This is a genomic window from uncultured Mesonia sp. (genome assembly GCA_947499595.1).
In the GTDB taxonomy this organism is placed as follows: domain Bacteria; phylum Bacteroidota; class Bacteroidia; order Flavobacteriales; family Flavobacteriaceae; genus Mesonia; species Mesonia sediminis.
In genome coordinates this window covers 91,105-113,107 of sequence record CANMOY010000007.1, presented here as the reverse complement: position 1 = coordinate 113,107, position 22,003 = coordinate 91,105, and the positions used below count along the sequence as shown (strand labels likewise).

Sequence of the window (22,003 nt, the reverse complement as noted above, 5' to 3'; positions counted from 1 at the left end):
CAGAAATTCTACTTTAGTGGCGTGGCTCAAATCTTTCTAAATAATTGAATTACATGCCTTACTTATTTACCTCTGAAAGTGTCTCTGAAGGACATCCGGATAAAATAGCCGATCAAATTAGCGACACCTTGCTAGATAATTTCTTGGCTTTTGATAAATCTTCAAAAGTTGCCTGCGAAACCATGGTAACTACTGGCCAAGTAGTTTTGGCCGGTGAAGTAAAATCAGATACCTATATAGATGTACAACAAATTGCTAGAGAAGTGATAAATGATATAGGATATACCAAAGGAGAATATCGCTTTAGCGGAGATTCTTGCGGAGTCATCTCCTTAATTCATGAACAATCACCCGATATTAATCAAGGAGTAGATCGAGCTACTCAAGAAGAACAAGGAGCAGGAGACCAAGGAATGATGTTTGGATATGCTACCAATGAGACTGAAAACTATATGCCGCTGGCATTAGACATCTCACACAAACTGCTTATTGAGTTGGCCAAAATTAGGCGAGAAGGCAAAGAAATGACCTATCTTAGACCCGATTCAAAAAGTCAGGTTACCATTGAATATAGCGACGAAAACGTACCTCAAAAAATTGTAGCTATTGTTTTATCTACCCAGCACGATGAGTTTGATGAAAATGAGGCTGACATGTTGGCTACGATTAAAAAAGACATTCAAGAAATTTTAATTCCGCGCATAAAAAATCAACTTCCTGAAAAGCTTCAAGATTTATTTACAGATGATATTATTTACCACATTAATCCTACAGGAAAATTTGTGATTGGTGGGCCGCACGGAGATGCAGGATTAACCGGCAGAAAGATTATTGTTGACACCTACGGCGGAAAAGGCGCCCACGGTGGTGGTGCCTTCTCGGGTAAAGATCCTAGCAAGGTAGATCGAAGTGCCGCATATGCCGCAAGACATATTGCTAAAAATTTAGTTGCAGCTGGTGTTGCCGATGAAATTTTAGTACAAGTATCCTATGCTATTGGTGTAGCAGAACCTACGTCTATTTTTGTTGACACCTACAAGAGCAGTCATTTAAACATTTCGGATGGAGAAATTGCAAAAAAGGTAGCTAAGATTTTTGATATGCGCCCTGCTGCTATAGAAAAACGTCTTGCACTACGCAACCCTATTTATAGAGAAACCTCTGCATACGGCCATATGGGTAAGACCCCAAGAACAGTTACTAAAGTTTTTGAAAGCCCTTACTCTGGTGTGGTAAAGCACGAAGTTGAACTCTTTACTTGGGAAAAATTAGATTATGTAGAGAAAATTAAAGAGGTTTTTGAAATATAAAACACACTTGATATATCACCAACCGCCCTTCTAAATACGATTTAGAAGGGCGGTTTTTTAACCCTCTTGGATCTAATTTATGGAGTTCATTTTTATTTAAATAACACCAAATGCATCTGAATTTTGTTGATTAATTTTTTTTTGTATTCTTGCAATAAAATTTAACTGGCCGTTATGAGCGATTTACTTGGTTTTGGATTATTAGCATTTACTTCTTTCTTCACCCTGATTAATCCTATAGGCACCATGCCCGTTTTTATGAGCATGACCTCTGAGCTAGATGCAGAACACCGGAATAAAACGGCGAGAAAAGCAACCATTGCTGCTTTTTTAACTATTGTAGCTTTTGCTTTTTCAGGGCAACTTCTTTTTCAATTTTTCGGTATATCGGTAAATAGTTTTCGATTGGTGGGAGGGGTTATTTTCTTTCTTATGGGTATGGACATGCTTCAAGCAAGATTAGCCAGTGTAAAAGTAAAGACCAAATCAGAAAAGAAAAGCTATGTAGAAGATATTTCAATTACCCCACTGGCAATACCTATGATTTCTGGACCAGGATCAATTACCAATGCTATCATAATGATGGAAGACGCTAAAACCATTCAGTCCAAAATAGCCTTAATAGGAGCTATATTCTTGGTTTTATTACTCACCTATTTAATATTGCTTAGTTCTTCTAAAATATTAAAAATACTGGGCAATACAGGAAAAAATGTTTTGATGCGTTTAATGGGGTTAATAGTAATGGTTATTGCAGTAGAATTTTTCTTTAGCGGATTAAAACCCATATTAATAGATATTCTCAATAGTTCGAATTTATAGATTTTTTCAGCTTTTAAGCGTTAATTGCTACTTAGTAACTATAAGTTTATATAAAAAGGTGGATCCGATATCAACTAAACCACTACATATTAGCGGTAGCTCACGCTTAACTTACTATTTATAAGTAGAAATATTTACCTCTCAATCATTTGACACCTTAATAAAAGAGATTGCTACTACTCTAATAAAAGCAAACACCTATAATAAATCCGAAAAGGAAATTTTAGACTCAGCTATACGTGAAAATGTAATTAAAAAGGTCAACACTTTAAGAAATTTAAATCCAGTTTTAAAAAATCAATATAAAAATGACGAAATAAAAAAATTGGCTCGATTTATGATATAGAAATTGAAAAGGTTGGCTTTATTAAGTAGATTATAAAAATCTATCTAAACATAAATATTAGTGTTAATTTACTGTCCCGCGTTAAAGCGATATAAAATTATGGTTTTATATTCTTGTTTTATTTGCCATTAGCCAAAATGTTATTCAACAAGTTAAGCTAGTGGGACAGTTTTTTTTACTTTTCGTTCAATTTTATTTTTTTGAGTTGTATACGCTTTCGCGGAAGATCTATCTCGAGTACTTTCACCAATATTTGTTCGTGTAAGTGTACATATTCATTTACATCACTTACAAATTCATCGGCTAGGTTAGACACGTGAATCAAGCCACTTTCCTTTATTCCTATCGATACAAAACAACCAAAATTGGTAATATTATTTACTATTCCAGGTAAACGCATACCTACTTCTAAATCGGCAATGGTTTTTATATTCTGATTAAAGCTAAAAGCCTTAGCTTTTTCTCTTATATCTCTGCCCGGTTTTCTCATCTCTTCTCTTATGTCTTCGAGGGTTGGTAAACCAAACTTTGTTGTACAATATCGCTCTAAATCAATGCTGTTTAATAAAGCATCATTGCCTATCAAATCAATCACCTCAACCCCTTCTTCTTGCGCTATTTTTTTTACCAATTCATATTGCTCTGGGTGTACAGCAGAATCATCTAACGGATTTTCACTTTGCTTCACTCGTAAAAACCCAGCGGCCTGTTGATAAACTTTTGCTCCTAAGCGCGGAACTTTTTTAAGGTCTGCTCTTTTGCCAAATGCACCATGCTCTTGCCTAAACGTCACAATATTTTCGGCTAGTTTTTCACCAATACCCGATACATGTTGTAATAAAGACTTACTCGCCGAATTTAAATTAACTCCAACCGTGTTCACGCAGTGCTCTACCACTCTATCTAAACTCCGCTGCAATTCAATTTGATTTACATCGTGTTGATATTGGCCCACACCAATTGATTTAGGATCAATTTTAACCAGTTCGGCCAAGGGGTCTTGTAGTCTTCTTCCTATAGATATTGCTCCTCTAACCGTAATATCATAATTAGGAAATTCTTCTCTAGCAATCGATGAAGCCGAATAAATGGAAGCACCCGCCTCGCTCACCACAAAAACTTCTATAGAATGTTTAAACTGTATGCGCTTAACCAAAGCTTCGGTTTCTCGCGATGCAGTCCCATCACCAATGGCAATTGCCTCAATTTTATAAGCCTCGCATAAAGTACTTATCTTCTTGATACTTTCTTTGTGTTGTTTTTGTGGCGGATGCGGAAAAATAGTTTCATTATGCATTAAATCGCCTTGTTCATCTATACAAACCAGTTTACAACCTGTTCTAAAACCAGGATCTAGCGCCAAAACTCTTTTTTGCCCCAGTGGCGCACCCAATAACAACTGTTTTAAATTTTTAGCAAAAACACTTATAGCGGTAGCATCTGCTCTTTGCTTAGCTTCTTGAAAAATTTCTTTACTCAAGCTAGGATACATCAAACGTTTATAAGCGTCTTTAATAACATCTTTTAAAAAAGAGGCAATTACTCCTTGTGTTTTTATCAATTTACTTTCAAACTTCGCCAACAAAGCTTGTTCGTCTATCACCAGTTTTATTCGTATAACACCAGCCTGTTCGGCTCTTGAAATCGCCAAAAATCGATGAGATGGCAGGTTTTTCAATCGCTCTTCCCAATCAAAATAATCCTTATACTTTTGAGCGTTTTCCTCCTCTTTTTTACTGGAAATTACTCGTGCCTTTAAAAAACTAAATTCTTGCAATTGAAAACGCAAATAATTCCGTAAATCAATTCGTTCAGCTATCCACTCCGCAATGATATATCCGGCCGCAGTGAGCGCTTCCTGACCGGTTTTTACTTGGTTCGAGCAATAAGACTTACATAAATTATGCAGGTCTGTACGTTTTTGTGCCATAATTTGTTTGGCCAGCGGCTCAAGTCCTAGTGCCTTTGCTTCATCGGCTTTGGTTTTTCGCTTTTTCTTATAAGGCAAATACAAATCTTCTAGCCTTGTTAAATCTTGGGCCTCATTCAATTGCTTTTTTAAGTCTGCCGTTAGTACCTCATCCGCTTCCAAGCGTTTTAAAATAGATTCTCGTCGCTTTTCTAGTGCTATATAGTCTTCTTGTGCTTTACGGATTTGCTCTAGGTTAACCTCATCTAAATGCTGAGTAAATTCTTTTCTGTACCGAGCGATAAAAGGTATGGTGGCATCTTCAGAAAAAAGTTGTAATGCCTTCTCTATACGAAGACTTCCTAGCTTAGTGTGCTGTTCTATATATTGGATTACTTGCATAAAAGCGAAAGTAGTAAATTAAAAGCATTCTTATTTATTTAAAAAAAACGCACTTATCAAATTCTTTTTAATTCGCAATTCTTTAACAGCGAGAGAAAAATTAATTCAATAATTTTAAACTAACTATAAATTAAACGCTATGACCTTCTTTCAAAAAATAAAACAAACGATTAATCTTTTAAAAGAGGTCGATTTAGATCAATTAACTCAAATTAACGAGAAAATCGATTTAAAGCAAACCCTAGCAACTTTAGGAAAGTTAGATGACCGGCAAATAAAAAATATACTCAAGTTGTTGCATCATCAAGGCAAACGCGGGCAGCATCAATTACCGCCTATCGATGGAGATTTTTATAATTTAGATCTCAAACTAACCGATACTCAACGCGATTTACAACTGCGAGTGCGACAATTTATGGAAAAAGAAGTACGTCCCATTGCCAACGATTATTGGAACAAAGCAAAATTTCCTTTTGGCATCATCCCTAAATTAGGAGAATTGGATATTGCGGGTATTGCCTATAAAGGCTACGGTTGCGCGGCTATGCCTTTTTTAATGGAGGGTATTATTGCTCAAGAAATTGCTCGTGTAGATGTTTCTATTTCTACCTTTTTTGGTGTGCATAGCGGATTGGCTATGGGTTCAATATACCTTTGCGGAAGCGAGGCTCAAAAACAAGAATGGTTGCCTAAAATGCAAAAATTAAAAACGATTGGAGCTTTTGGTTTAACCGAACCAAATGTAGGTTCGGCTGTTTCGCAAGGTATGGAAACCACTTGCCGTTTTGATGGTGAGCACTGGATTTTAAACGGTCAAAAAAAATGGATTGGTAATGCCACTTTTGCAGATGTGATTGTAATATGGGCCAAAGACATCGACTCAAAGCAGGTGAAAGGATTTTTGGTACGAAAAGAAAATCCTGGCTTTAAAGCCGAAAAGATGGAAGATAAGATGGCTCTGCGCATCGTGCAAAATGCCTTGATCACCTTATCCGATTGTAAAGTTCCCGAGACCGATCGATTGCAAAAAGCTAACTCTTTTGCAGACACTGCCAAAGTCTTAAAAATGACCCGAGCGGGCGTGGCTTGGCAAGCCGTTGGTTGTGCGCGAGGAGCCTATGAAAGTGCCTTAAAGTATACTAAAAAACGAGAACAGTTTAGCAAACCCATCGCTAGTTTTCAACTTGTTCAAAATCATTTGGTAGAAATGCTATCCAATTTAACCGCTATGCAAACCATGGTTTTTCGCTTGTCTGAATTACAAGACGAAGGAATTTTAACCGATGAGCATGCCTCCCTGGCTAAGGTGTTTTGCAGTTTGCGCACCCGTGATGTGGTAAGCCGAGCACGAGAAGTGCTAGGTGGCAATGGCATCTTGCTCGAGCATGATGTAGCACGCTTTGTTGCAGATGCCGAGGCAATTTATAGCTATGAAGGCACTAAAGAAATCAATACATTAATCGTTGGTAGGGCCATAACAGGCTATAGTGCGTTTGTTTAATCCATAAAAAACACCTTAAAATGAATAACAAGATTGTTATCATCGCTCCTGATAGAAGTTTAGACCAATGGGTTCAAGCCTTAAAGGATGAAAATAAGAATTTGACCATAGAAATTTATCCAGATGATACCCAACGAGAAGAAACCGAATTTATCTTAACCTGGCGGCCTCCAGCGGGAGTTTTTGACCAATACCCTAATTTAAAAGTAATCGCCTCTATGGGAGCAGGGGTACATCATATCTTTTCCCAGAACAGCATAAAAGAGCATATACAAGTCACCAAAATTGAACACCCGCGTTTGTCAACCGATTTGAGTCAGTTTGTGCTATCGCTTTGCTTGATGCACATTCGTGATTTATATACCTACCCTAAGCTTCAGCAAAAAAAAGAATGGCGTCCCATTAAATACAAACGCCCAGAAGAAACCGCCGTAGGTATATTAGGTTTTGGTCAAATTGGTCAATCGGTGGGGGAGCTTTTGATTAAAAATAATTTTCAGGTTTTAGGCTACTCTTCTACCGCAAAAACACACGAAAATATTACCACCTACCATTCTGAACAACAACTGCCTCAATTTTTGCAGTCTTGTGATATCTTAGTGTGTCTTCTACCCTTAACATCTAAAACCCGTGGTATTCTTAATAAAACGCTTTTTGATCAGCTTAAGCCTGGTTGTTATTTAATAAATGTAGGACGTGGTGCGCACTTGAAAGAAAATGACTTGCTAGAGGCTTTACAAAACGGACAGTTAAGTGGGGCTAGCCTTGATGTATTTACAGAGGAGCCTTTGCCTCAGGATCATGTTTTTTGGGATCACGAACATATTCAAATTACACCGCATATGGCTAGTGCTACCGACCCTAAGGTGGTAAGCCAGCAGATTGTATCTAATTTAGAACGACTGCAACAAGGTAGAGCAATGAAAAACCGAATTGATCAAAATCGAGAATATTAAACATTATGTTTTAACTTTATAACCCTTCATAAAGAAAAGGTTTTATGTATTTAACCATCACCTTTATAATAATAGGCATTGGCATCTTTCTTTTTGTGAAAGACTATTTTAGTATAGACACCACTTCTATACTCATAATGTCTTTGTTTATTGTTTCTGGTGTATTAAATCCTGAAGAAGGTTTTGCCGGTTTTAATCATCCCGCCACTATAACCTTAGGCTGTATGTTTGTGCTAAGTGCTGCAGTGTTTAAATCGGGTATTATTAATGGCTTAAGCTCAAAAATTGTAAAAATAGCGCGGGTAAACTACGTATTGGCTTTAATTGTTTTTTGTCTTACGGCTGCTGTTTTTTCTGCCTTTATTAATGATACGGCCGTGGTCGCTATGCTTATTCCTATGGCGCTAATGGTATCACGAGAAACCGGTATTGCGCCTTCGCGTTTGCTTATTCCTATTTCCTTTTCGGCTCTGTTTGGAGGCACTTGTACGCTAATAGGTACTTCAACCAATATTTTGGTTAGTAGTTATGCTCAAGAATTAGGCAGTACTGGATTTGAGATGTTTGAATTTTCACTTGCGGCTTTGGGTATTACAGCAGCTGGACTCATTTATATTTTTATCGTAGCTCCCTTGATTCTGCCTAAACGCATAAAAAAATCTGAGACCCTACAACATGAAGCCGAGGATTATATGGCAGAAATCGAAATTTTGCCCAAAAATCCAGACATCAATAAAGCTATCGGTAAAACCTTTTTGATTAGTGATTTACAAGTGCAAATTTTAATGATAAAGCGAAATCATCTTCGGTTTTATGAGTTTAATGAAGAAACTATTTTACGAGAAGGAGACGTGCTCAAGGTACTTATGAATCCGAGCAAAATCAGTAAAATAAGAGAAAGTAAATACTATAAGTTTAGCGGTATAGGAGAAATTAGCGAAGACGATAGTGAAAAGCGCATCTTTGAGGTTATGATCCCTCACGGATCTTCGCTTTCGGGAAAAACTTTAGCGCAAACCAAATTTAGAAACAACTATTATGCTTCGGTTTTGGCTATTAGGCAACGCAAAGAGACCATTACTAAAAACGTAGCTAACGTTTCGCTAAAAGAGGGAGATATGCTGCTTATCTATACAGCGCGCCATAATATACAAGCTTTAACACGCAACAAAATGCTTGTGGCTTTATCTGAATATGAAGACCGTAAAATAAACTACAAAAAGGCTATACCGGCAATTCTCATTTTAATGGGTGTAATTTTGGCCGCCGCTTTTAATATCACTTCAATACTCATAAGCGCCTTGGTAGGGAGTTTACTTATTGTGACCACCGCTATACTTAAGCCTAATGAAGCTTATAAAGCAATAGAATGGAAAGTGATTTTTATGGTTGCCGGAGTTTTATCTATGGGTAAAGCCTTAGAAAAAACAGGTGGCTCAGAGTTAATATCTAATTTTCTTTTTGAAAATTTAGGCGGCCTACCTCCACAAATTATGTTAAGCCTTATATTCCTTTTTACCTTTCTAGCAACCAATGTATTATCGAGTAAAGCAACCGCTGTGCTAATGACTCCAATTGTGATAGAGTTTGCCCAAATTTTGCAAGTAAGCGAAAAACCTTTTTTAATTGCGGTTATGTTTGCTTGTTCTCTCACTTTTATGACACCCGTAAGTTACCCTACTAACACCATGGTTTACGCTCCAGGTAATTATAAATTTACCGATTATTTAAAAATAGGCACCCCTCTTAATCTTGTTGTCTGGATTGCTGCCTCTATTATCATACCTTTGTTCTTTCCCTTTTAAAGTCTGACTATCATGAAAAAGAGATTAAAACTACATAACCCATTTAAACCTCGCATAACCGATGAGAAAAACTTGCGCGAGCATCTGGCGCTTGAAAGAACCAAACTAGCCAATGAGCGCACTTTGCTTTCTTACATTAGAGCTTCCCTTTACCTACTGTTAGGCGGTATAGCCCTGCTGCAAGTAAAAGAATACACAAATTTAAAAATCATTGGGTATATCGCACTGTTTATTTGCGTGGTATTCTTATTGATTGGTATTGGCCGTTATATATCATTAGAACGCCGCCTCAACGATTTACTTTTACCCGATGAAGACGACATAGAAAAGCCAGATTGATGCAAACTTTCACCCACTACTTTTTACATTTTGGCTTTATTTTTCTCATCGCTTATTTAATAGATAAGAATAATATTAAGCAAGTTTATTTAATTTTATTAGCCAGCATGTTAGTCGATTTAGACCATCTGCTAGCCGATCCTATATTTGATCCAAAGCGTTGCAGTATTAATTTCCACCTGCTGCATACTTATTGGGCATGGGCATTGTACTTGTTAGTAGCCTTTTTAGCGAAAAATAAAATGATAAAAACTTTTGCAATTGGATTAAGCTTTCATCTTTTTACAGATGCTATCGACTGTTTATGGAGCTATAATTGGGATTTTAAAGTACTTTTGTAAGATGAAATTGATTTTATTTTTCTTTGTACTAAGCATTAATTTACTTCATGCACAAAAACAAGAAAGCACTTTATTAAGTCCGCTTAAAGCAGATAAATTTGTGGGAGTAGATGCATTTGATCGGTATTATTTTATAAAAGACCAAGTTTTTTATAAAAAAAGCCCAAATGACTTAAAACAGTACATTAATTTGAATTTGGGAGATTTAAGCCATGTAGATATTAGCAATCCGCTACGCATTAGCTTATTTTATCAAGACTTCAACACGGTGGTTATATTAGACAATCAATTGAACCCCATAACACAAATCAACTTTAACAACTTATCGCCTTTACGGATTTTAAATGCGGCTTACACCGCTCAAAACAATAGTTTATGGCTGGTAAATACTGAACAAGGTATTCTTGATTTTTTTAATTACCCCCAGCAAAAAACCTTGCACCAGTCGCCTCCTATTTTATCAAACCAAGCGCTTTATACGGCAAATTTAACGCACTTTTTTGAGGCCCAAGAAGATAAAATTCGGGTTTTAAATGTCTATGGAAACATCACCCAAGAATTTTATTTTAAAGGTACTGAGCAACTTATGGCTACAGCCAATTACTTGTATACATATGCAAAAGGTAATTTTTATCGTTTCAACTTAAAAACTAAGGAGGTTTTAGAACTTGATCTTTATGAAAATGACGTTAAAGATTTTTATGTGAGTAAGGAAAACCTTTATATTTACAAGCAAAACAAACTAATTTATTACCAAATAAACACAGACTAATCTATGCACGTAGCCATAGCCGGAAATATAGGCGCGGGAAAAACAACCCTAACCAGACTCTTAGCCAAACACTTTAATTGGGAAGCGCAATTTGAAGATGTATTAGAAAATCCGTATTTAGAAGATTTTTACAATCAAATGGAGCGCTGGTCATTTAATTTACAGGTTTATTTCTTGAACTCGCGGTTCAGACAAATTTTAGATATCCGCAAAAGCGGAAAAGACATTATTCAAGATCGAACCATCTATGAAGATGCCTTTATTTTTGCTCCCAACTTACACGCAATGGGACTTATGACCAATCGTGATTTCAACAATTATAGTTCGTTATTTAACTTGATGGAACGCGTTACTGAGGCACCAGATCTTTTGATTTATTTGCGTAGCAGTATACCCAATCTTGTTGCTCAAATTCATAAACGCGGAAGAGATTATGAAAGCAGCATTTCTATTGATTATTTGAGCCGACTTAATGAACGTTATGAAGCTTGGATTGCGACTTACGACAAAGGCAATTTATTGATTATTGATGTAGATAACATTAACTTTGTAGACAACCCTGAAGATCTTGGAGAAATTATTAATAAAATAGATGCCGAAATCAACGGTCTCTTTTAAATAACAGCCCTATGGAATCAACAAAATTAAAAAGACCTAAGCACAAAGGATCACCTAAATTATTTAAAAATCCTATTTTAGAAAAATTAACGCATACCCATATATCTTTGCCCCTGATTATCTTTTCGGTAATTTCTGCGGCTCTTATCTATTATGGAATTGTAGAAAAAGGATTTGAAACCCCTACAATGGTTTTATTGTTCTTTGCAGGATTATTCTTTTTTACTTTTATTGAGTATATCATGCACCGATACTTATATCATATTCCTGCTACTAGCGAACGAAAGAAGAAAATTAGTTATACCATGCACGGAGTGCATCATGATTACCCAAAAGATAAGTCTAGGTTGGCCATGCCACCCGTTTTAAGCCTGATTATCGCCACAGTACTCTTTATTGTGTATCGTGTGTTTTTAGGTGAATTTGTTTTTGGATTTCTGGCTGGTTTTTTAATGGGCTATGCTGCATATCTAGCGGTGCATTATTCGGTTCATGCTTTTAAGGTACCCAATAACTTTTTAAAGGTTTTATGGCACCACCATAGCATTCATCACTACCGTGAACCAGACCGAGCTTTTGGAGTGTCTTCTACCCTTTGGGATCATATTTTTGGCACTATGCCCAGAAAGGATATTAAAGCTAAAAGAAAACAAAAAACCAATGTATATATAGATCCAGAAACAACCTAATTTCATTGAGAAATTACCTTATAGGGCTTAATTTTATTGAATTAAGCCCATTTTTTTTGCCGCTGTAATAGCTTCTTCTCCATTTGAGAAAAAGACCACAGGAGTGGATTTAAATTTACTTACAATGCGACTGGCGAGCCTCATTTTAGATTTACTTTTTACTCGCCTTAATAGTATAGCCTCTATCCTATCTGGATATATTTGTGCTATTTCAGTGTAAATACTAGGGTCATGCTCGCCACTGTCACCAATAAGAACAAAAGTTTTATCTTGAAATGCGTTTAAGATGCGTAAAATTTCTTTTTGTTTATGCGGTTTTTCTCGGTTAACCATTTGCCGCCATAGGTTAGGAAAATCCCGTAATAATAATACCCCTTTGGGGAATTTATGAATGCGTAAAAAAACTTGCAAGTAACTATATAAATTAAATGGACTATTGCTTAAATAGAAAAATGGTCGATCTACCCCTTTAGATTGGGCTCGTAAAGCTTGATAAAATTGACTCGCATAGTCAATAGGCACTCTTTCTTCTGCAAGAGTAAAAATAGAATTTTTTATCAGTTCCCATTTTAAAAAGGAATTCACCCCAGTATGAATAAGTGTGTCGTCTATATCACTAATAATTCCATAATCAAAATTAGAATTAGGCTGTAAAAACCAACATTTCTTCTCTTGGGCAATTTTTTGGTACACGCATTGTATTCTATAGGGCAGCCATTTTGTTTGCTTTTCTATTGCTTCTTCCCACGGCACTTGAACTTCAAAAAAATAGTATCCTTCGCTATTGGTTAAACAACAAGCCAAAGGTTTCTCATTATACCAAAGCGTTACTTGAACATTTTCAACTTCATAGGTATTAAAATTGGCAAAACTAGCCCGCCAAGCAGAAGGTGAAATATCTGTTTTACTATTTCTCGGTTTATGATTTAACACTCTTCCCGCCACCCTTAAGCCATCCGCGGAAGCATAACCTGAAAACGACTGAATATACAAGTGATCGACTTGTTTAGACAACCGAAGAAATTTAAGAAATTGTTTCAAGGTAAAATATTTTAAAACGCCTGTTGACGCTTAATTGGATTTTGTTTTTACCAAAATAATATTTTCTTTTTGATTGTTCAAGCTTTTGTCTAATTGAGCCTTACGCGGCTCTTCATGCTGTACTTCGGCAATTAGAGGTGCCATAACCAAGCCTACAAGACATGTAAGTTTAATAAGAATGTTCATACTAGGGCCAGAAGTATCTTTAAAAGGATCGCCTACCGTGTCTCCTGTCACGGCCGCTTTATGTGCATCGCTGCCTTTGTACATTTTCTTACCATCGATAAGCACTCCTGCCTCAAAAGATTTTTTAGCATTATCCCAGGCTCCACCCGCATTATTCTGAAAAATAGCCCACATTACTCCCGAAACACAAACCCCTGCCATATAACCACCAAGCGGTTCTGCACCCAGCCATAAACCTATAAGTATAGGGCTGATGAGTGTTAATACCCCTGGTAAAATCATTTCTTTTAGAGCCGCTTGCGTAGATATAGCGACGCATTTTGCGTGTTCGGGTTCGGCTGTACCTTCTAAAATTCCCGGTATCTCTCTAAACTGTCTTCTCACTTCTTTAACCATTTGCATGGCCGCTTTACCCACAGATTCCATGGCTAGAGCCGAAAAAACAACGGGAACCATACCGCCTACAAACAAAGTAGCTAAAACATCTGCTTTAAAGATATTGATACCCTGAATACCTGTAAAGGTAACATAAGCTGCAAAAAGAGCCAGGGCAGTTAAGGCAGCCGAAGCAATTGCAAAACCTTTACCTACTGCAGCAGTTGTGTTTCCTACAGAGTCTAAAATATCTGTTCTTTCTCTCACTTGTGCTGGTAATTGGCTCATTTCAGCTACTCCTCCAGCATTATCGGCAATGGGTCCGAATGCATCGATAGCCAACTGCATAGCCGTTGTTGCCATCATCGCTGAAGCGGCTAGAGCTACCCCATAGAATCCTGCTAGTGCATAAGAACTAAAAATAGCCACCGCAAAAAGCAAAACGGAAGCAAAAGTAGATTTCATCCCAACCGCCAAACCTGCAATGATATTAGTGGCTGCGCCTGTAGAACTATTTTTCACGATACTCATAACTGGCTTTTTACCCAGGCTGGTATAATATGCCGTAACCACCGAGATAAGTGCTCCTACTGCCAGCCCAATTACTGCTGCCCAAAAAACATGCGTTGCAGGTATGCGTTGCATTCCCTGACCAAAAAACAACATTTCAAGCGTTTCGGGAAGCATCCAGTCTATCAAAAACCAAGTAGCAAGTAACGTAATACCTATAGCTATCCAATTGCCACGATCTAAAGCGGCTTGAACTTGGGGCTCTTTAGCTTTGTTGCTGTTAATTCTTACAACGAAAGTTCCTAAAATCGTGGCGAGAATACCAACCCCTGCAATTAGTAGCGGCAGTAAAATAGGTCCCATATTACCAAAATCGTCTGTAAAGCTAGTAGAGATAGACATATCTCGAATCAAATAGTTACCCAATACCATAGCCGCTAAAACGGTAGCTACATAGCTACCAAATAAGTCGGCACCCATACCTGCCACATCTCCTACGTTATCGCCAACATTATCGGCAATTGTAGCCGGATTTCTTGGGTCATCTTCGGGAATTCCAGCTTCAACTTTCCCAACCAAATCCGCACCTACATCGGCTGCTTTAGTATAAATACCGCCGCCAACTCGTGCGAATAATGCTATAGACTCGGCACCTAAAGAAAAACCTGCTAGGGTTTCTAAAACAAGGGTCATATCATAGTAGAAACTACTTGTATCTCCTAAAAATTGGTTGATAAAAAAAAGAAATAATAAACTTAGCCCCAAGACGGCTAAGCCTGCTACCCCTAAGCCCATAACCGTACCTCCATTAAACGAAATTTGTAAAGCTTTAGGCAGACTTGTTTTGGCTGCTTCGGCGGTTCTAGAATTGGCTTCTGTAGCTATACGCATTCCTATGTTTCCTGCTAATGCAGAAAAAAAAGCTCCTATAACAAAAGCGGGAACAATCATCCAATGAGTTGAACTTACTTGCGTGGAGACAAAAAATAAGGCCGCTGCGGCAATTATCACAAAAATTAATAGTAAACGATACTCTGCGTGAAGAAAAGCCAAAGCACCTGCTTTAATGTTCTTAGAAATGCGCTGCATGCTTGCATCTCCCCGCGCTTGTTTCTTAACCCAAACGGCTTTAAATAGCATAAAAACAATACCTAAAACAGCACACAAAATAGGCAGATAAAAGACCAAAGATTTCATAAATTATTGATTTTTAATTTACTAAATCTAAGTTTTTCTTTTTAATAAATAACAAAAAAAGCAGCACTTTTTACAAAATGCTGCTTTTTTAATAATATAAATTATACTGTTATTTAATACTTACTTCGGCTGTTGGCACGTCGCTTTCTTTAAATCTTTCTACACATTTACGTACAATTTCTTTAGCTTCTTGGGCATCTCCCCAACCGCCTACATCAACTTTCTTCTCTTCTAAATCTTTATACACACGGAAGAAATGCTCAATCTCTTTGATTAAGTGAGGGTTTAATCCAGAAAGGTCATCTACTTTGTTTGCAATAGGATCGCTAACTGGCACACATATAATTTTTTCGTCGGGACCTTTTTCATCGGCCATATGAAATACACCAATAGGAGCAACTTCCATTACGCAGCCTGGAAAGGTAGGCTCAGTAACCAAAACCAAAACATCTAATGGATCTCCGTCTAATGCTAATGTTTCAGGAACAAAACCGTAATCTGCAGGATACATCATTGATGAAAATATCATTCTGTCATAACGAATTTTCTTTAACTCAAAATCGTATTCATATTTATTTCTGCTCCCTTTTGGGATTTCAATCAATACATCAAAGGTCATTTTTCGTTTATTTTTAAAAATTAGATTTATTTCAAAAAATTCAAGATTGCAAATTTAAGAAATATAACTCGTTCTGTAGTACTTTTTTAGAAATAAAAACCGAAGGCTCCCGTAACTCCAAAAGAGCGTGCTTCTGGGTTCTGAAAATAGTTTCCACGGAAATGAAAATCGATTCGAAAGATCTTAAAAATGTTACCGATACCCGCACTCCAAGACCAGTAAGGGTCTTGATCTGGAGCCAGCAAAATAGGATTAGAAGCACTGGCGTTTAAATCTCGATTGGCTTGCGATAGTGTGCCGTAAACTCCTCGTACACTAATAATTTCTCGTAAGTTCCAGTCGCGCACCACAGGAATTCGGCTAAAAAATCGACCGTTAAAGTTATGCTCGATGTGCAAACTTGCATACTCATCGGTTACAAACTCGTAAAAATCTAGAAGCGGGAAACTGCCGTATATAGAAAATAAGGTTTGATTTCCCGGCACCACATTAAGTAAACTCAATGGCACCTCACCATAAGTTTTACCAGTTTCTAAAGTTGTTGTTAACTTACCAAAGCCTCCCAACTGCCAAGGATGTCTGTAATAAAACTGCAATTTCTTATAATCAAAATCGCTTGAAAGCACATCTTTTAAACCTAATGAATAATTCATGAACAACTCAGGATAATCACCATCATTCACCACTATTCGCTCTACACCATAACCTGTTGTTTTGCGTTTGGGAGTGTATTTTAACATGGTTGAAAATTGCGTTTGACGTGTTTTATTTTCAATCTGTGTTCTAGCTTCATCCGTAAAGTAGGCTAAACTAAATTGATTTGATGCCGACTCTAGTGTGCGAAAAGATCCGCCAAAGCGAACATTAAAATTTTTAAATGGTTCAAAAGAGAGTGCCGCCGTAGTTAGATTGATATTGGTTAGACTAGTATTGGCCCCTATGGTAATTAACGATGAAGAAGCCAAGCTACGCCCTAGAACATCATTAGTATTAGTAAGGCTAGCCCCCAATTGCTCCACATCTCGCCGGTTACCACCCGAAATTATAAGCCGCATTTTTTTATCAAGCAACCACTTTCCCGAAATACCATACTTAAATTTGTTATCTTTTAATCCGTAAGCAGTGTAACCTTCGATTCGCCAAGGATCGTTCCTGCCAAAATAGGTACGTCCGCCTACACGCAATCGCAAGCCTTCGACATCATTATAGCCAAAGGTTGAAAAAATGGGACCAAAATCAAAATTATCAAATTCGACATAACCTGAGGCTAAAATAGAGCCCACATTATACAATCGCTGAAAAGCTTTTACGGTTTTAAGCGTATCTAACATTACGTACACTTGGCGCTCATCTTTGTTTAGCTCTTCCAAACGGTTGTTTTCCCAGAAGTTAGATTCACGATTGTAAACGTGATCGTTATAATATTGCGGCTGGTATTTGTAAAATTGCGCTCCTTTCTCTTGGTCAAATACATATTCGTCATACAGTGTTGTACGCTTGCCATAAATACCACGTGATTCTTGTTTTTTATTCAAGGAGAAGTCAGACATAAAATGATCTCGTGTAATTAAAAATACAGAATCATTTAGCACCTTAAAATCTTGCTCAATATAAATTTCTTTTACCCAATTTATATTGGCGCTCTTGGTAACTTGTAACTTGATATTTTTAATCGCCCAAGTAGTATCGTTTACCCAAAAATCACCTTTAAAAGTAAGTTCATTTTTTCTTCTAGGATAATAGACAATTTTGTAACACCACTTATTATCTACAAAGGCACTATCGGCCAAGACGTAATTATAGTTATCAATACCCGTTGTGCTTAGCGGACTAACAAAGCTTTTATCGAAAAATTTAAGGTAATTATCATAAACATCATACTCGGCATACAAATCTTTAACAAAGGCAATTAAGGTTTGGTTATCGCTAAAACCAGAATTTTTATTGCCAAGCAAAATTTCTTTTTCTTTGTTTAATTTATTATCCCCATAAACGCGATACACGGCCTCATTTAAAAAAATTGGCAAATAGGTTTTACCAGTTACCGCATTGGTGTCTGTTTCTTTAAAGATAAACTCCATACCTTTAAAAATTGGACTTTTAATCAAGTTGCTATCAATAGTATTTAGATCAAATTCTTGTTTTTCGTATTTTTTGTATTGGTATTGATCAAAAAGTTTAACGCCATTTTTACGTTTATTGGCCCATATTTTACGTAAGATATCAATAGCAGGATTGTTCTTTTTTGAGGTTTTTCCCTGATAAATGACCACTTCAGATAATGCACTGGCCTCCTCTTTTAACACGATATCTAGCTTATAGTTAACGGCATTGTTTAAGGTTAACGATTTAGTCTCGAAGCCTACGAAAGAGAACACTACGCTAGAATATGTGTTTTCAGATTGCAAATAAAAAGTGCCATCATCATTGGTTATGGTACCCTCACTAGAATCTGTAAAAACAACATTTACAAAGGGTATAGGCTCTCCCTGTTCATCGGTTACCTTACCTCCTACCTTTGTTTGTGCATAAGTAAAAACAGTACACAAACAGCATAAAAAAACTGTGATTTTAGACATAAAAAAACTTCATCTTTTGAAGATGAAGTTTCAAATATAAATCTATAATTTATTTATGCGTCTTTATACAAAACTTTTTTTACTGCTTTAACAACGTCTTCACTATTTGGTAACCATTCTTTTAACAAAACTGGCGAATACGGCGCTGGAGTATCTGCGGTATTAATTTTTAAAATGGGCGCATCTAAATAATCAAAAGCATTTTCTTGAATGTGGTAAGTAATCTCTGTAGAAACATTACCAAAAGGCCAAGCTTCTTCTAGAATAACTAATCTATTGGTTTTCTTTACGGATTTGATGATTGCTTCATAATCTAAAGGGCGTACCGTTCTCAAATCGATAATCTCACAAGAAATATTTTCTTTTTCTAGCTCTTCTGCCGCTTGATAAGCCTCTTTTATAATCTTCCCAAAAGAAACGATGGTTACATCTTCTCCTTCTCTTTTAATATCTGCTTTCCCGATTGGAATGGTGTATTCTTCTTCTGGAACCTCACCTTTATCACCATACATTTGCTCGCTTTCCATAAAAATAACCGGATCGTCATCGCGAATAGCCGACTTTAAAAGTCCCTTAGCATCGTAAGGATTTGAAGGAACAATAACTTTTAAACCAGGACAATTGGCATACCAACTCTCAAAGGCCTGAGAGTGTGTTGCTGCTAATTGACCCGCCGAAGCTGTAGGTCCTCTAAAAACTATAGGGCAATTAAACTGCCCGCCAGACATTTGTCTAATTTTTGCCGCATTATTGATAATCTGATCTATTCCTACCAGCGAAAAATTAAAGGTCATAAACTCTATAATAGGCCTTGTACCTGTCATGGTAGAGCCTACACCAATACCACTAAAACCAGCCTCTGAGATTGGGGTATCCCAAACGCGTTCTGGTCCAAATTCATCAAGCATTCCCTTCGAAGCTTTATATGCACCGTTGTATTCTGCTACTTCTTCCCCCATTAAATAAATGCTTTCATCATGACGCATTTCCTCACTCATAGCTTCGGCAATCGCTTCTCTGAATTGTATTGTTCTCATAATCTAATTACAATTTATTTCGTGTTCTTTCTAAAAAAAGCAAAAGTAGGTATATCTACGTCATAAAACTACTGCATTTTATTAAATTTTTACTATGCACGCATAGTATTTTTTACAGTTTTTTTGTATATTCGCAACGCATAAATTAAAAAAACTTGAAAGCATGAAAATTTTAGTATGCATAAGTCACGTACCCGATACTACTTCAAAGATAAATTTTACCGATAACAATTCAGCATTTGACACCAATGGCGTTCAATTTGTCATTAATCCGAATGACGAATTTGGTTTAACACGCGCTATGTGGTTCAAAGAAAAACAAGGAGCTAGCGTAGACGTTGTAAACGTAGGCGGACCAGAAACAGAGCCTACACTACGTAAGGCTTTGGCAATTGGGGCAGACAACGCCATTCGCGTAAACACACCAGCATTAGACGGTTACCAAGTAGCCAAAGAGCTGGCTAAAGTAGCACAAGATGGCAGTTACGATTTAATCATTGCAGGAAGAGAATCTATCGATTATAACGGAGGTATGGTTCCCGGAATGATGGCGCAAATCTTAAAAGCTAACTTTGTGAACACCTGCGTGAGCTTGGAAGTAGAAGGAAAGCAAGCCACCGCTATTCGAGAAATAGATGGAGGAAAAGAAACCCTAAAAACTAGTTTACCCTTAGTGATAGGCGGACAAAAAGGTCTTGTAGAAGAAAGCGATTTAAAAATACCAAATATGCGTGGTATTATGATGGCTAGAAAGAAACCATTAAACGTGGTTGAGCCTAGTTCTACCGAAAGCTTTACCCAAACTAAAAGTTTTGAAAAGCCAGCACCAAAAGGAGAGGTTAAAATAATTGAAGAAGACAATCTAGACCAATTAATAGATCTATTGCATAACGAAGCAAAAGTAATCTAAAACCCCGCGTAATTGTTGAATTAAAAAATTAAAAAAATGTCAATTTTAGTATATACCGAAACCGAAAACGGAAAATTTAAAAAAGCCTCATTCGAGGCCGCTTCTTATGCTAAAGGAGTAGCTGAAAAAATGGGAACCGATGTTACTGCAGTTGCCTTTAATGCCGAAGACACAAAAGCTTTAGGTGATTATGGCGTAGCTAAAGTTTTACACATACAGAACGATAAATTAAAAACCTTTAACGCAGAAGCTTACGCCGATGCTATTGCGCAAGCCGCTCAAGAAGCAAGCGCCGATGTTGTGGTATTAGGCCAAACGGCAAACGATAAATATCTTGCTCCGCTTTTGGCTGTTCAATTACAAGCCGGTTATGCCTCAAATGTTGTTGAATTACCTGGAATAGAAAACGGTTTTACGGTGAAGCGAAGCGTTTTTACCAATAAGGCTTTTAATCATACCGCTATAACTACCGATAAAAAAATTATTGGAGTTTCTAAAAACGCTTATGGCTTAAAAGAAAATTCGGCCGCAGCCGAGGAAACCAGCTTCTCACCCAACCTAAAAGAAGAAGATTTTAATATTGAAGTAGCCAGCGTAGATAAAGCAACAGATAAAGTTACCATCGCAGATGCCGAAGTTGTTGTATCTGGCGGACGTGGCCTAAAGGGTCCAGAAAACTGGAACTTAATTGAAGACTTAGCCGATGTTTTAGGCGCGGCAACGGCTTGTTCGAAACCCGTAAGTGATATGGGATGGAGACCCCACAGCGAGCACGTAGGACAAACCGGTAAACCTGTAGCCTCTAACCTTTATATCGCAATAGGTATTTCTGGTGCCATACAGCACTTAGCAGGTGTTAGCGCTTCAAAAACAAAGGTGGTTATCAACAATGATCCAGAAGCTCCATTTTTCAAGGCAGCAGACTACGGTATTGTAGGTGATGCTTTTGAAGTTGTACCAAAGCTAACCGAAAAATTAAAAGAATTTAAAGCGAATAACGCATAATTTTTTATAAATTGTGCCCCTATTTAAAGGGCGGTCTAAATAGGTTTTTGTCCTTGTTTAGACCGCCTTTTTATTGAAAAGCATTTAAATTGCAAAATCTATGAGTTTAGTGCGATTAACCATAAAAGGAATATCCTATAGCCAAACCCAAAACGGCGCTTACGCGTTGCTATTAAGCGAGCTTGATGGCGAGCGTCAATTACCCATTGTGATTGGAGCTTTTGAAGCCCAGTCAATCGCCATTGCTTTAGAAAAAGATATTAAACCGCCAAGACCACTAACCCACGATTTATTCAAAACTTTTGCAGATAGATTTGATATTCAAGTTAAACAAGTCATAATTCATAAATTGGTAGATGGAGTGTTTTACTCCAGCCTTATTTGCGAACGCGATAAAATTGAAGAGATTATCGATGCGCGTACCAGTGATGCCATTGCACTGGCACTTCGTTTTAATGCACCTATTTTTACTTATGAAAATATTTTAGACAAAGCAGGCATTTATTTAAAACCCGAACAACAAACCCCAGAAGAAAAATCGACCTCTGCTGATTTTATTTTTGATGAAGATCAAGAAGACACAGAAGAAGAACAAAGTTCTGCCTCAAAACCAAAAGGAGATTTTGCGCATAAAAGTATTACACAGCTCGAGAAAGAATTAGAAGAAGCGGTAAAAAAAGAAGACTACGAGAAGGCAGCTAGACTGCGCGACGAGATCTCTAAAAGACAATAAT

The 22,003-nt window shown here is 37.1% G+C and carries 19 protein-coding genes; 13 read left to right on the top strand and 6 right to left on the bottom strand.

The genetic code is table 11. The features are described 5' to 3' along the window. Positions 1–53: 53 nt before the first annotated feature. Together metK and ACH2AZ_RS09670 are read left to right on the top strand one after the other, a co-directional pair. Positions 54–1,310, top strand: coding sequence for a methionine adenosyltransferase (gene metK, locus ACH2AZ_RS09675; protein WP_394907690.1), 1,257 nt, complete (start codon positions 54–56; stop codon positions 1,308–1,310). A 174-nt stretch (positions 1,311–1,484) separates the two neighbouring features. Continuing rightward, positions 1,485–2,132 (top strand): MarC family protein, encoded by a 648-nt coding sequence (locus ACH2AZ_RS09670; RefSeq protein WP_379042607.1) that lies wholly within the window; start codon positions 1,485–1,487, stop codon positions 2,130–2,132. 521 nt (positions 2,133–2,653) lie between these two features. Here the strand turns inward: ACH2AZ_RS09670 and ACH2AZ_RS09665 are convergent. Then, the gene (locus tag ACH2AZ_RS09665) at positions 2,654–4,789 is read right to left on the bottom strand and encodes a Tex family protein (RefSeq protein ID WP_394907689.1); all 2,136 of its coding nucleotides are present in this window, start codon (positions 4,787–4,789) and stop codon (positions 2,654–2,656) included. Positions 4,790–4,928: 139 nt separating this feature from the next. Here ACH2AZ_RS09665 and ACH2AZ_RS09660 point away from each other — a divergent pair, with 139 nt between their 5' ends. The 8 genes from ACH2AZ_RS09660 to ACH2AZ_RS09625 are packed head-to-tail and all read left to right on the top strand — an operon-like array spanning position 4,929 to position 11,810. Beyond that, positions 4,929–6,290, top strand: coding sequence for an acyl-CoA dehydrogenase family protein (locus ACH2AZ_RS09660; protein ID WP_394907688.1), 1,362 nt, complete (start codon positions 4,929–4,931; stop codon positions 6,288–6,290). A 20-nt stretch (positions 6,291–6,310) separates the two neighbouring features. After that, positions 6,311–7,246, top strand: a complete 936-nt coding sequence (locus ACH2AZ_RS09655; RefSeq protein WP_394907687.1) for a 2-hydroxyacid dehydrogenase — start codon at positions 6,311–6,313, stop codon at positions 7,244–7,246. A 44-nt stretch (positions 7,247–7,290) separates the two neighbouring features. Continuing rightward, complete coding sequence (locus ACH2AZ_RS09650) at positions 7,291–9,051, top strand: SLC13 family permease (RefSeq protein ID WP_394907686.1); 1,761 nt, start codon at positions 7,291–7,293, stop codon at positions 9,049–9,051. A 12-nt stretch (positions 9,052–9,063) separates the two neighbouring features. Continuing rightward, complete coding sequence (locus tag ACH2AZ_RS09645) at positions 9,064–9,390, top strand: DUF202 domain-containing protein (protein ID WP_147861105.1); 327 nt, start codon at positions 9,064–9,066, stop codon at positions 9,388–9,390. Next, a complete protein-coding gene (locus tag ACH2AZ_RS09640; protein ID WP_379042623.1) occupies positions 9,390–9,731 on the top strand; it encodes a DUF6122 family protein in 342 nt (113 codons plus the stop codon). Before ACH2AZ_RS09645 ends, ACH2AZ_RS09640 begins: the two co-directional genes overlap by 1 nt. A 1-nt stretch (position 9,732) precedes the next feature. After that, positions 9,733–10,503, top strand: a complete 771-nt coding sequence (locus tag ACH2AZ_RS09635; RefSeq protein ID WP_394907685.1) for a hypothetical protein — start codon at positions 9,733–9,735, stop codon at positions 10,501–10,503. 3 nt (positions 10,504–10,506) lie between these two features. Beyond that, positions 10,507–11,121, top strand: a complete 615-nt coding sequence (locus tag ACH2AZ_RS09630) for a deoxynucleoside kinase (protein ID WP_379042629.1) — start codon at positions 10,507–10,509, stop codon at positions 11,119–11,121. An 11-nt stretch (positions 11,122–11,132) separates the two neighbouring features. Further along, positions 11,133–11,810 carry a sterol desaturase family protein gene (locus tag ACH2AZ_RS09625; protein WP_147861109.1) on the top strand — a complete coding sequence of 226 codons (678 nt, stop codon included), beginning with the start codon at positions 11,133–11,135 and terminating at the stop codon, positions 11,808–11,810. 33 nt (positions 11,811–11,843) lie between these two features. Here ACH2AZ_RS09625 and ACH2AZ_RS09620 read toward each other — a convergent pair whose 3' ends face one another. The 5 genes from ACH2AZ_RS09620 to ACH2AZ_RS09600 all read right to left on the bottom strand — a co-directional run bounded on the left by ACH2AZ_RS09620 (position 11,844) and on the right by ACH2AZ_RS09600 (position 19,354). After that, positions 11,844–12,851 (bottom strand): phosphatase domain-containing protein, encoded by a 1,008-nt coding sequence (locus tag ACH2AZ_RS09620; RefSeq protein WP_394907684.1) that lies wholly within the window; start codon positions 12,849–12,851, stop codon positions 11,844–11,846. Positions 12,852–12,881: 30 nt separating this feature from the next. Then, entirely contained in the window at positions 12,882–15,119 is a 2,238-nt protein-coding gene (locus tag ACH2AZ_RS09615) for a sodium-translocating pyrophosphatase (RefSeq protein ID WP_394907683.1), read from the bottom strand. Positions 15,120–15,228: 109 nt separating this feature from the next. Continuing rightward, on the bottom strand, positions 15,229–15,738 hold the full coding sequence (locus ACH2AZ_RS09610) for an inorganic diphosphatase (RefSeq protein WP_147861112.1): 510 nt from the start codon (positions 15,736–15,738) through the stop codon (positions 15,229–15,231). An 86-nt stretch (positions 15,739–15,824) separates the two neighbouring features. Further along, positions 15,825–18,317: a DUF5686 family protein gene (locus tag ACH2AZ_RS09605; RefSeq protein ID WP_394907682.1), complete on the bottom strand. Its 2,493-nt coding sequence runs from the start codon at positions 18,315–18,317 to the stop codon at positions 15,825–15,827. Positions 18,318–18,370: 53 nt separating this feature from the next. Then, on the bottom strand, positions 18,371–19,354 hold the full coding sequence (locus ACH2AZ_RS09600) for a pyruvate dehydrogenase complex E1 component subunit beta (RefSeq protein WP_394907681.1): 984 nt from the start codon (positions 19,352–19,354) through the stop codon (positions 18,371–18,373). Between the two features lie 163 nt (positions 19,355–19,517). On the opposite strand from ACH2AZ_RS09600, the gene ACH2AZ_RS09595 reads away from it, so the two are divergent. From ACH2AZ_RS09595 to ACH2AZ_RS09585, 3 genes are all read left to right on the top strand, one after another. Continuing rightward, positions 19,518–20,264, top strand: a complete 747-nt coding sequence (locus ACH2AZ_RS09595) for an electron transfer flavoprotein subunit beta/FixA family protein (protein WP_394907680.1) — start codon at positions 19,518–19,520, stop codon at positions 20,262–20,264. Positions 20,265–20,300: 36 nt separating this feature from the next. Continuing rightward, entirely contained in the window at positions 20,301–21,269 is a 969-nt protein-coding gene (locus ACH2AZ_RS09590) for an electron transfer flavoprotein subunit alpha/FixB family protein (protein ID WP_394907679.1), read from the top strand. 100 nt (positions 21,270–21,369) lie between these two features. After that, positions 21,370–22,002, top strand: a complete 633-nt coding sequence (locus tag ACH2AZ_RS09585) for a bifunctional nuclease domain-containing protein (RefSeq protein WP_379042650.1) — start codon at positions 21,370–21,372, stop codon at positions 22,000–22,002. The last annotated feature ends 1 nt before the right edge of the window (position 22,003 follow it).

Coding starts and splice junctions, on each gene's coding strand:
- metK (WP_394907690.1), top strand. CDS start 54: ATGCCTTACTTATTTACCTCTGAAAGTGTCTCTGAAGGACATCCGGAT.
- ACH2AZ_RS09670 (WP_379042607.1), top strand. CDS start 1,485: ATGAGCGATTTACTTGGTTTTGGATTATTAGCATTTACTTCTTTCTTC.
- ACH2AZ_RS09665 (WP_394907689.1), bottom strand. CDS start 4,789: ATGCAAGTAATCCAATATATAGAACAGCACACTAAGCTAGGAAGTCTT.
- ACH2AZ_RS09660 (WP_394907688.1), top strand. CDS start 4,929: ATGACCTTCTTTCAAAAAATAAAACAAACGATTAATCTTTTAAAAGAG.
- ACH2AZ_RS09655 (WP_394907687.1), top strand. CDS start 6,311: ATGAATAACAAGATTGTTATCATCGCTCCTGATAGAAGTTTAGACCAA.
- ACH2AZ_RS09650 (WP_394907686.1), top strand. CDS start 7,291: ATGTATTTAACCATCACCTTTATAATAATAGGCATTGGCATCTTTCTT.
- ACH2AZ_RS09645 (WP_147861105.1), top strand. CDS start 9,064: ATGAAAAAGAGATTAAAACTACATAACCCATTTAAACCTCGCATAACC.
- ACH2AZ_RS09640 (WP_379042623.1), top strand. CDS start 9,390: ATGCAAACTTTCACCCACTACTTTTTACATTTTGGCTTTATTTTTCTC.
- ACH2AZ_RS09635 (WP_394907685.1), top strand. CDS start 9,733: ATGAAATTGATTTTATTTTTCTTTGTACTAAGCATTAATTTACTTCAT.
- ACH2AZ_RS09630 (WP_379042629.1), top strand. CDS start 10,507: ATGCACGTAGCCATAGCCGGAAATATAGGCGCGGGAAAAACAACCCTA.
- ACH2AZ_RS09625 (WP_147861109.1), top strand. CDS start 11,133: ATGGAATCAACAAAATTAAAAAGACCTAAGCACAAAGGATCACCTAAA.
- ACH2AZ_RS09615 (WP_394907683.1), bottom strand. CDS start 15,119: ATGAAATCTTTGGTCTTTTATCTGCCTATTTTGTGTGCTGTTTTAGGT.
- ACH2AZ_RS09610 (WP_147861112.1), bottom strand. CDS start 15,738: ATGACCTTTGATGTATTGATTGAAATCCCAAAAGGGAGCAGAAATAAA.
- ACH2AZ_RS09605 (WP_394907682.1), bottom strand. CDS start 18,317: ATGTCTAAAATCACAGTTTTTTTATGCTGTTTGTGTACTGTTTTTACT.
- ACH2AZ_RS09600 (WP_394907681.1), bottom strand. CDS start 19,354: ATGAGAACAATACAATTCAGAGAAGCGATTGCCGAAGCTATGAGTGAG.
- ACH2AZ_RS09595 (WP_394907680.1), top strand. CDS start 19,518: ATGAAAATTTTAGTATGCATAAGTCACGTACCCGATACTACTTCAAAG.
- ACH2AZ_RS09590 (WP_394907679.1), top strand. CDS start 20,301: ATGTCAATTTTAGTATATACCGAAACCGAAAACGGAAAATTTAAAAAA.
- ACH2AZ_RS09585 (WP_379042650.1), top strand. CDS start 21,370: ATGAGTTTAGTGCGATTAACCATAAAAGGAATATCCTATAGCCAAACC.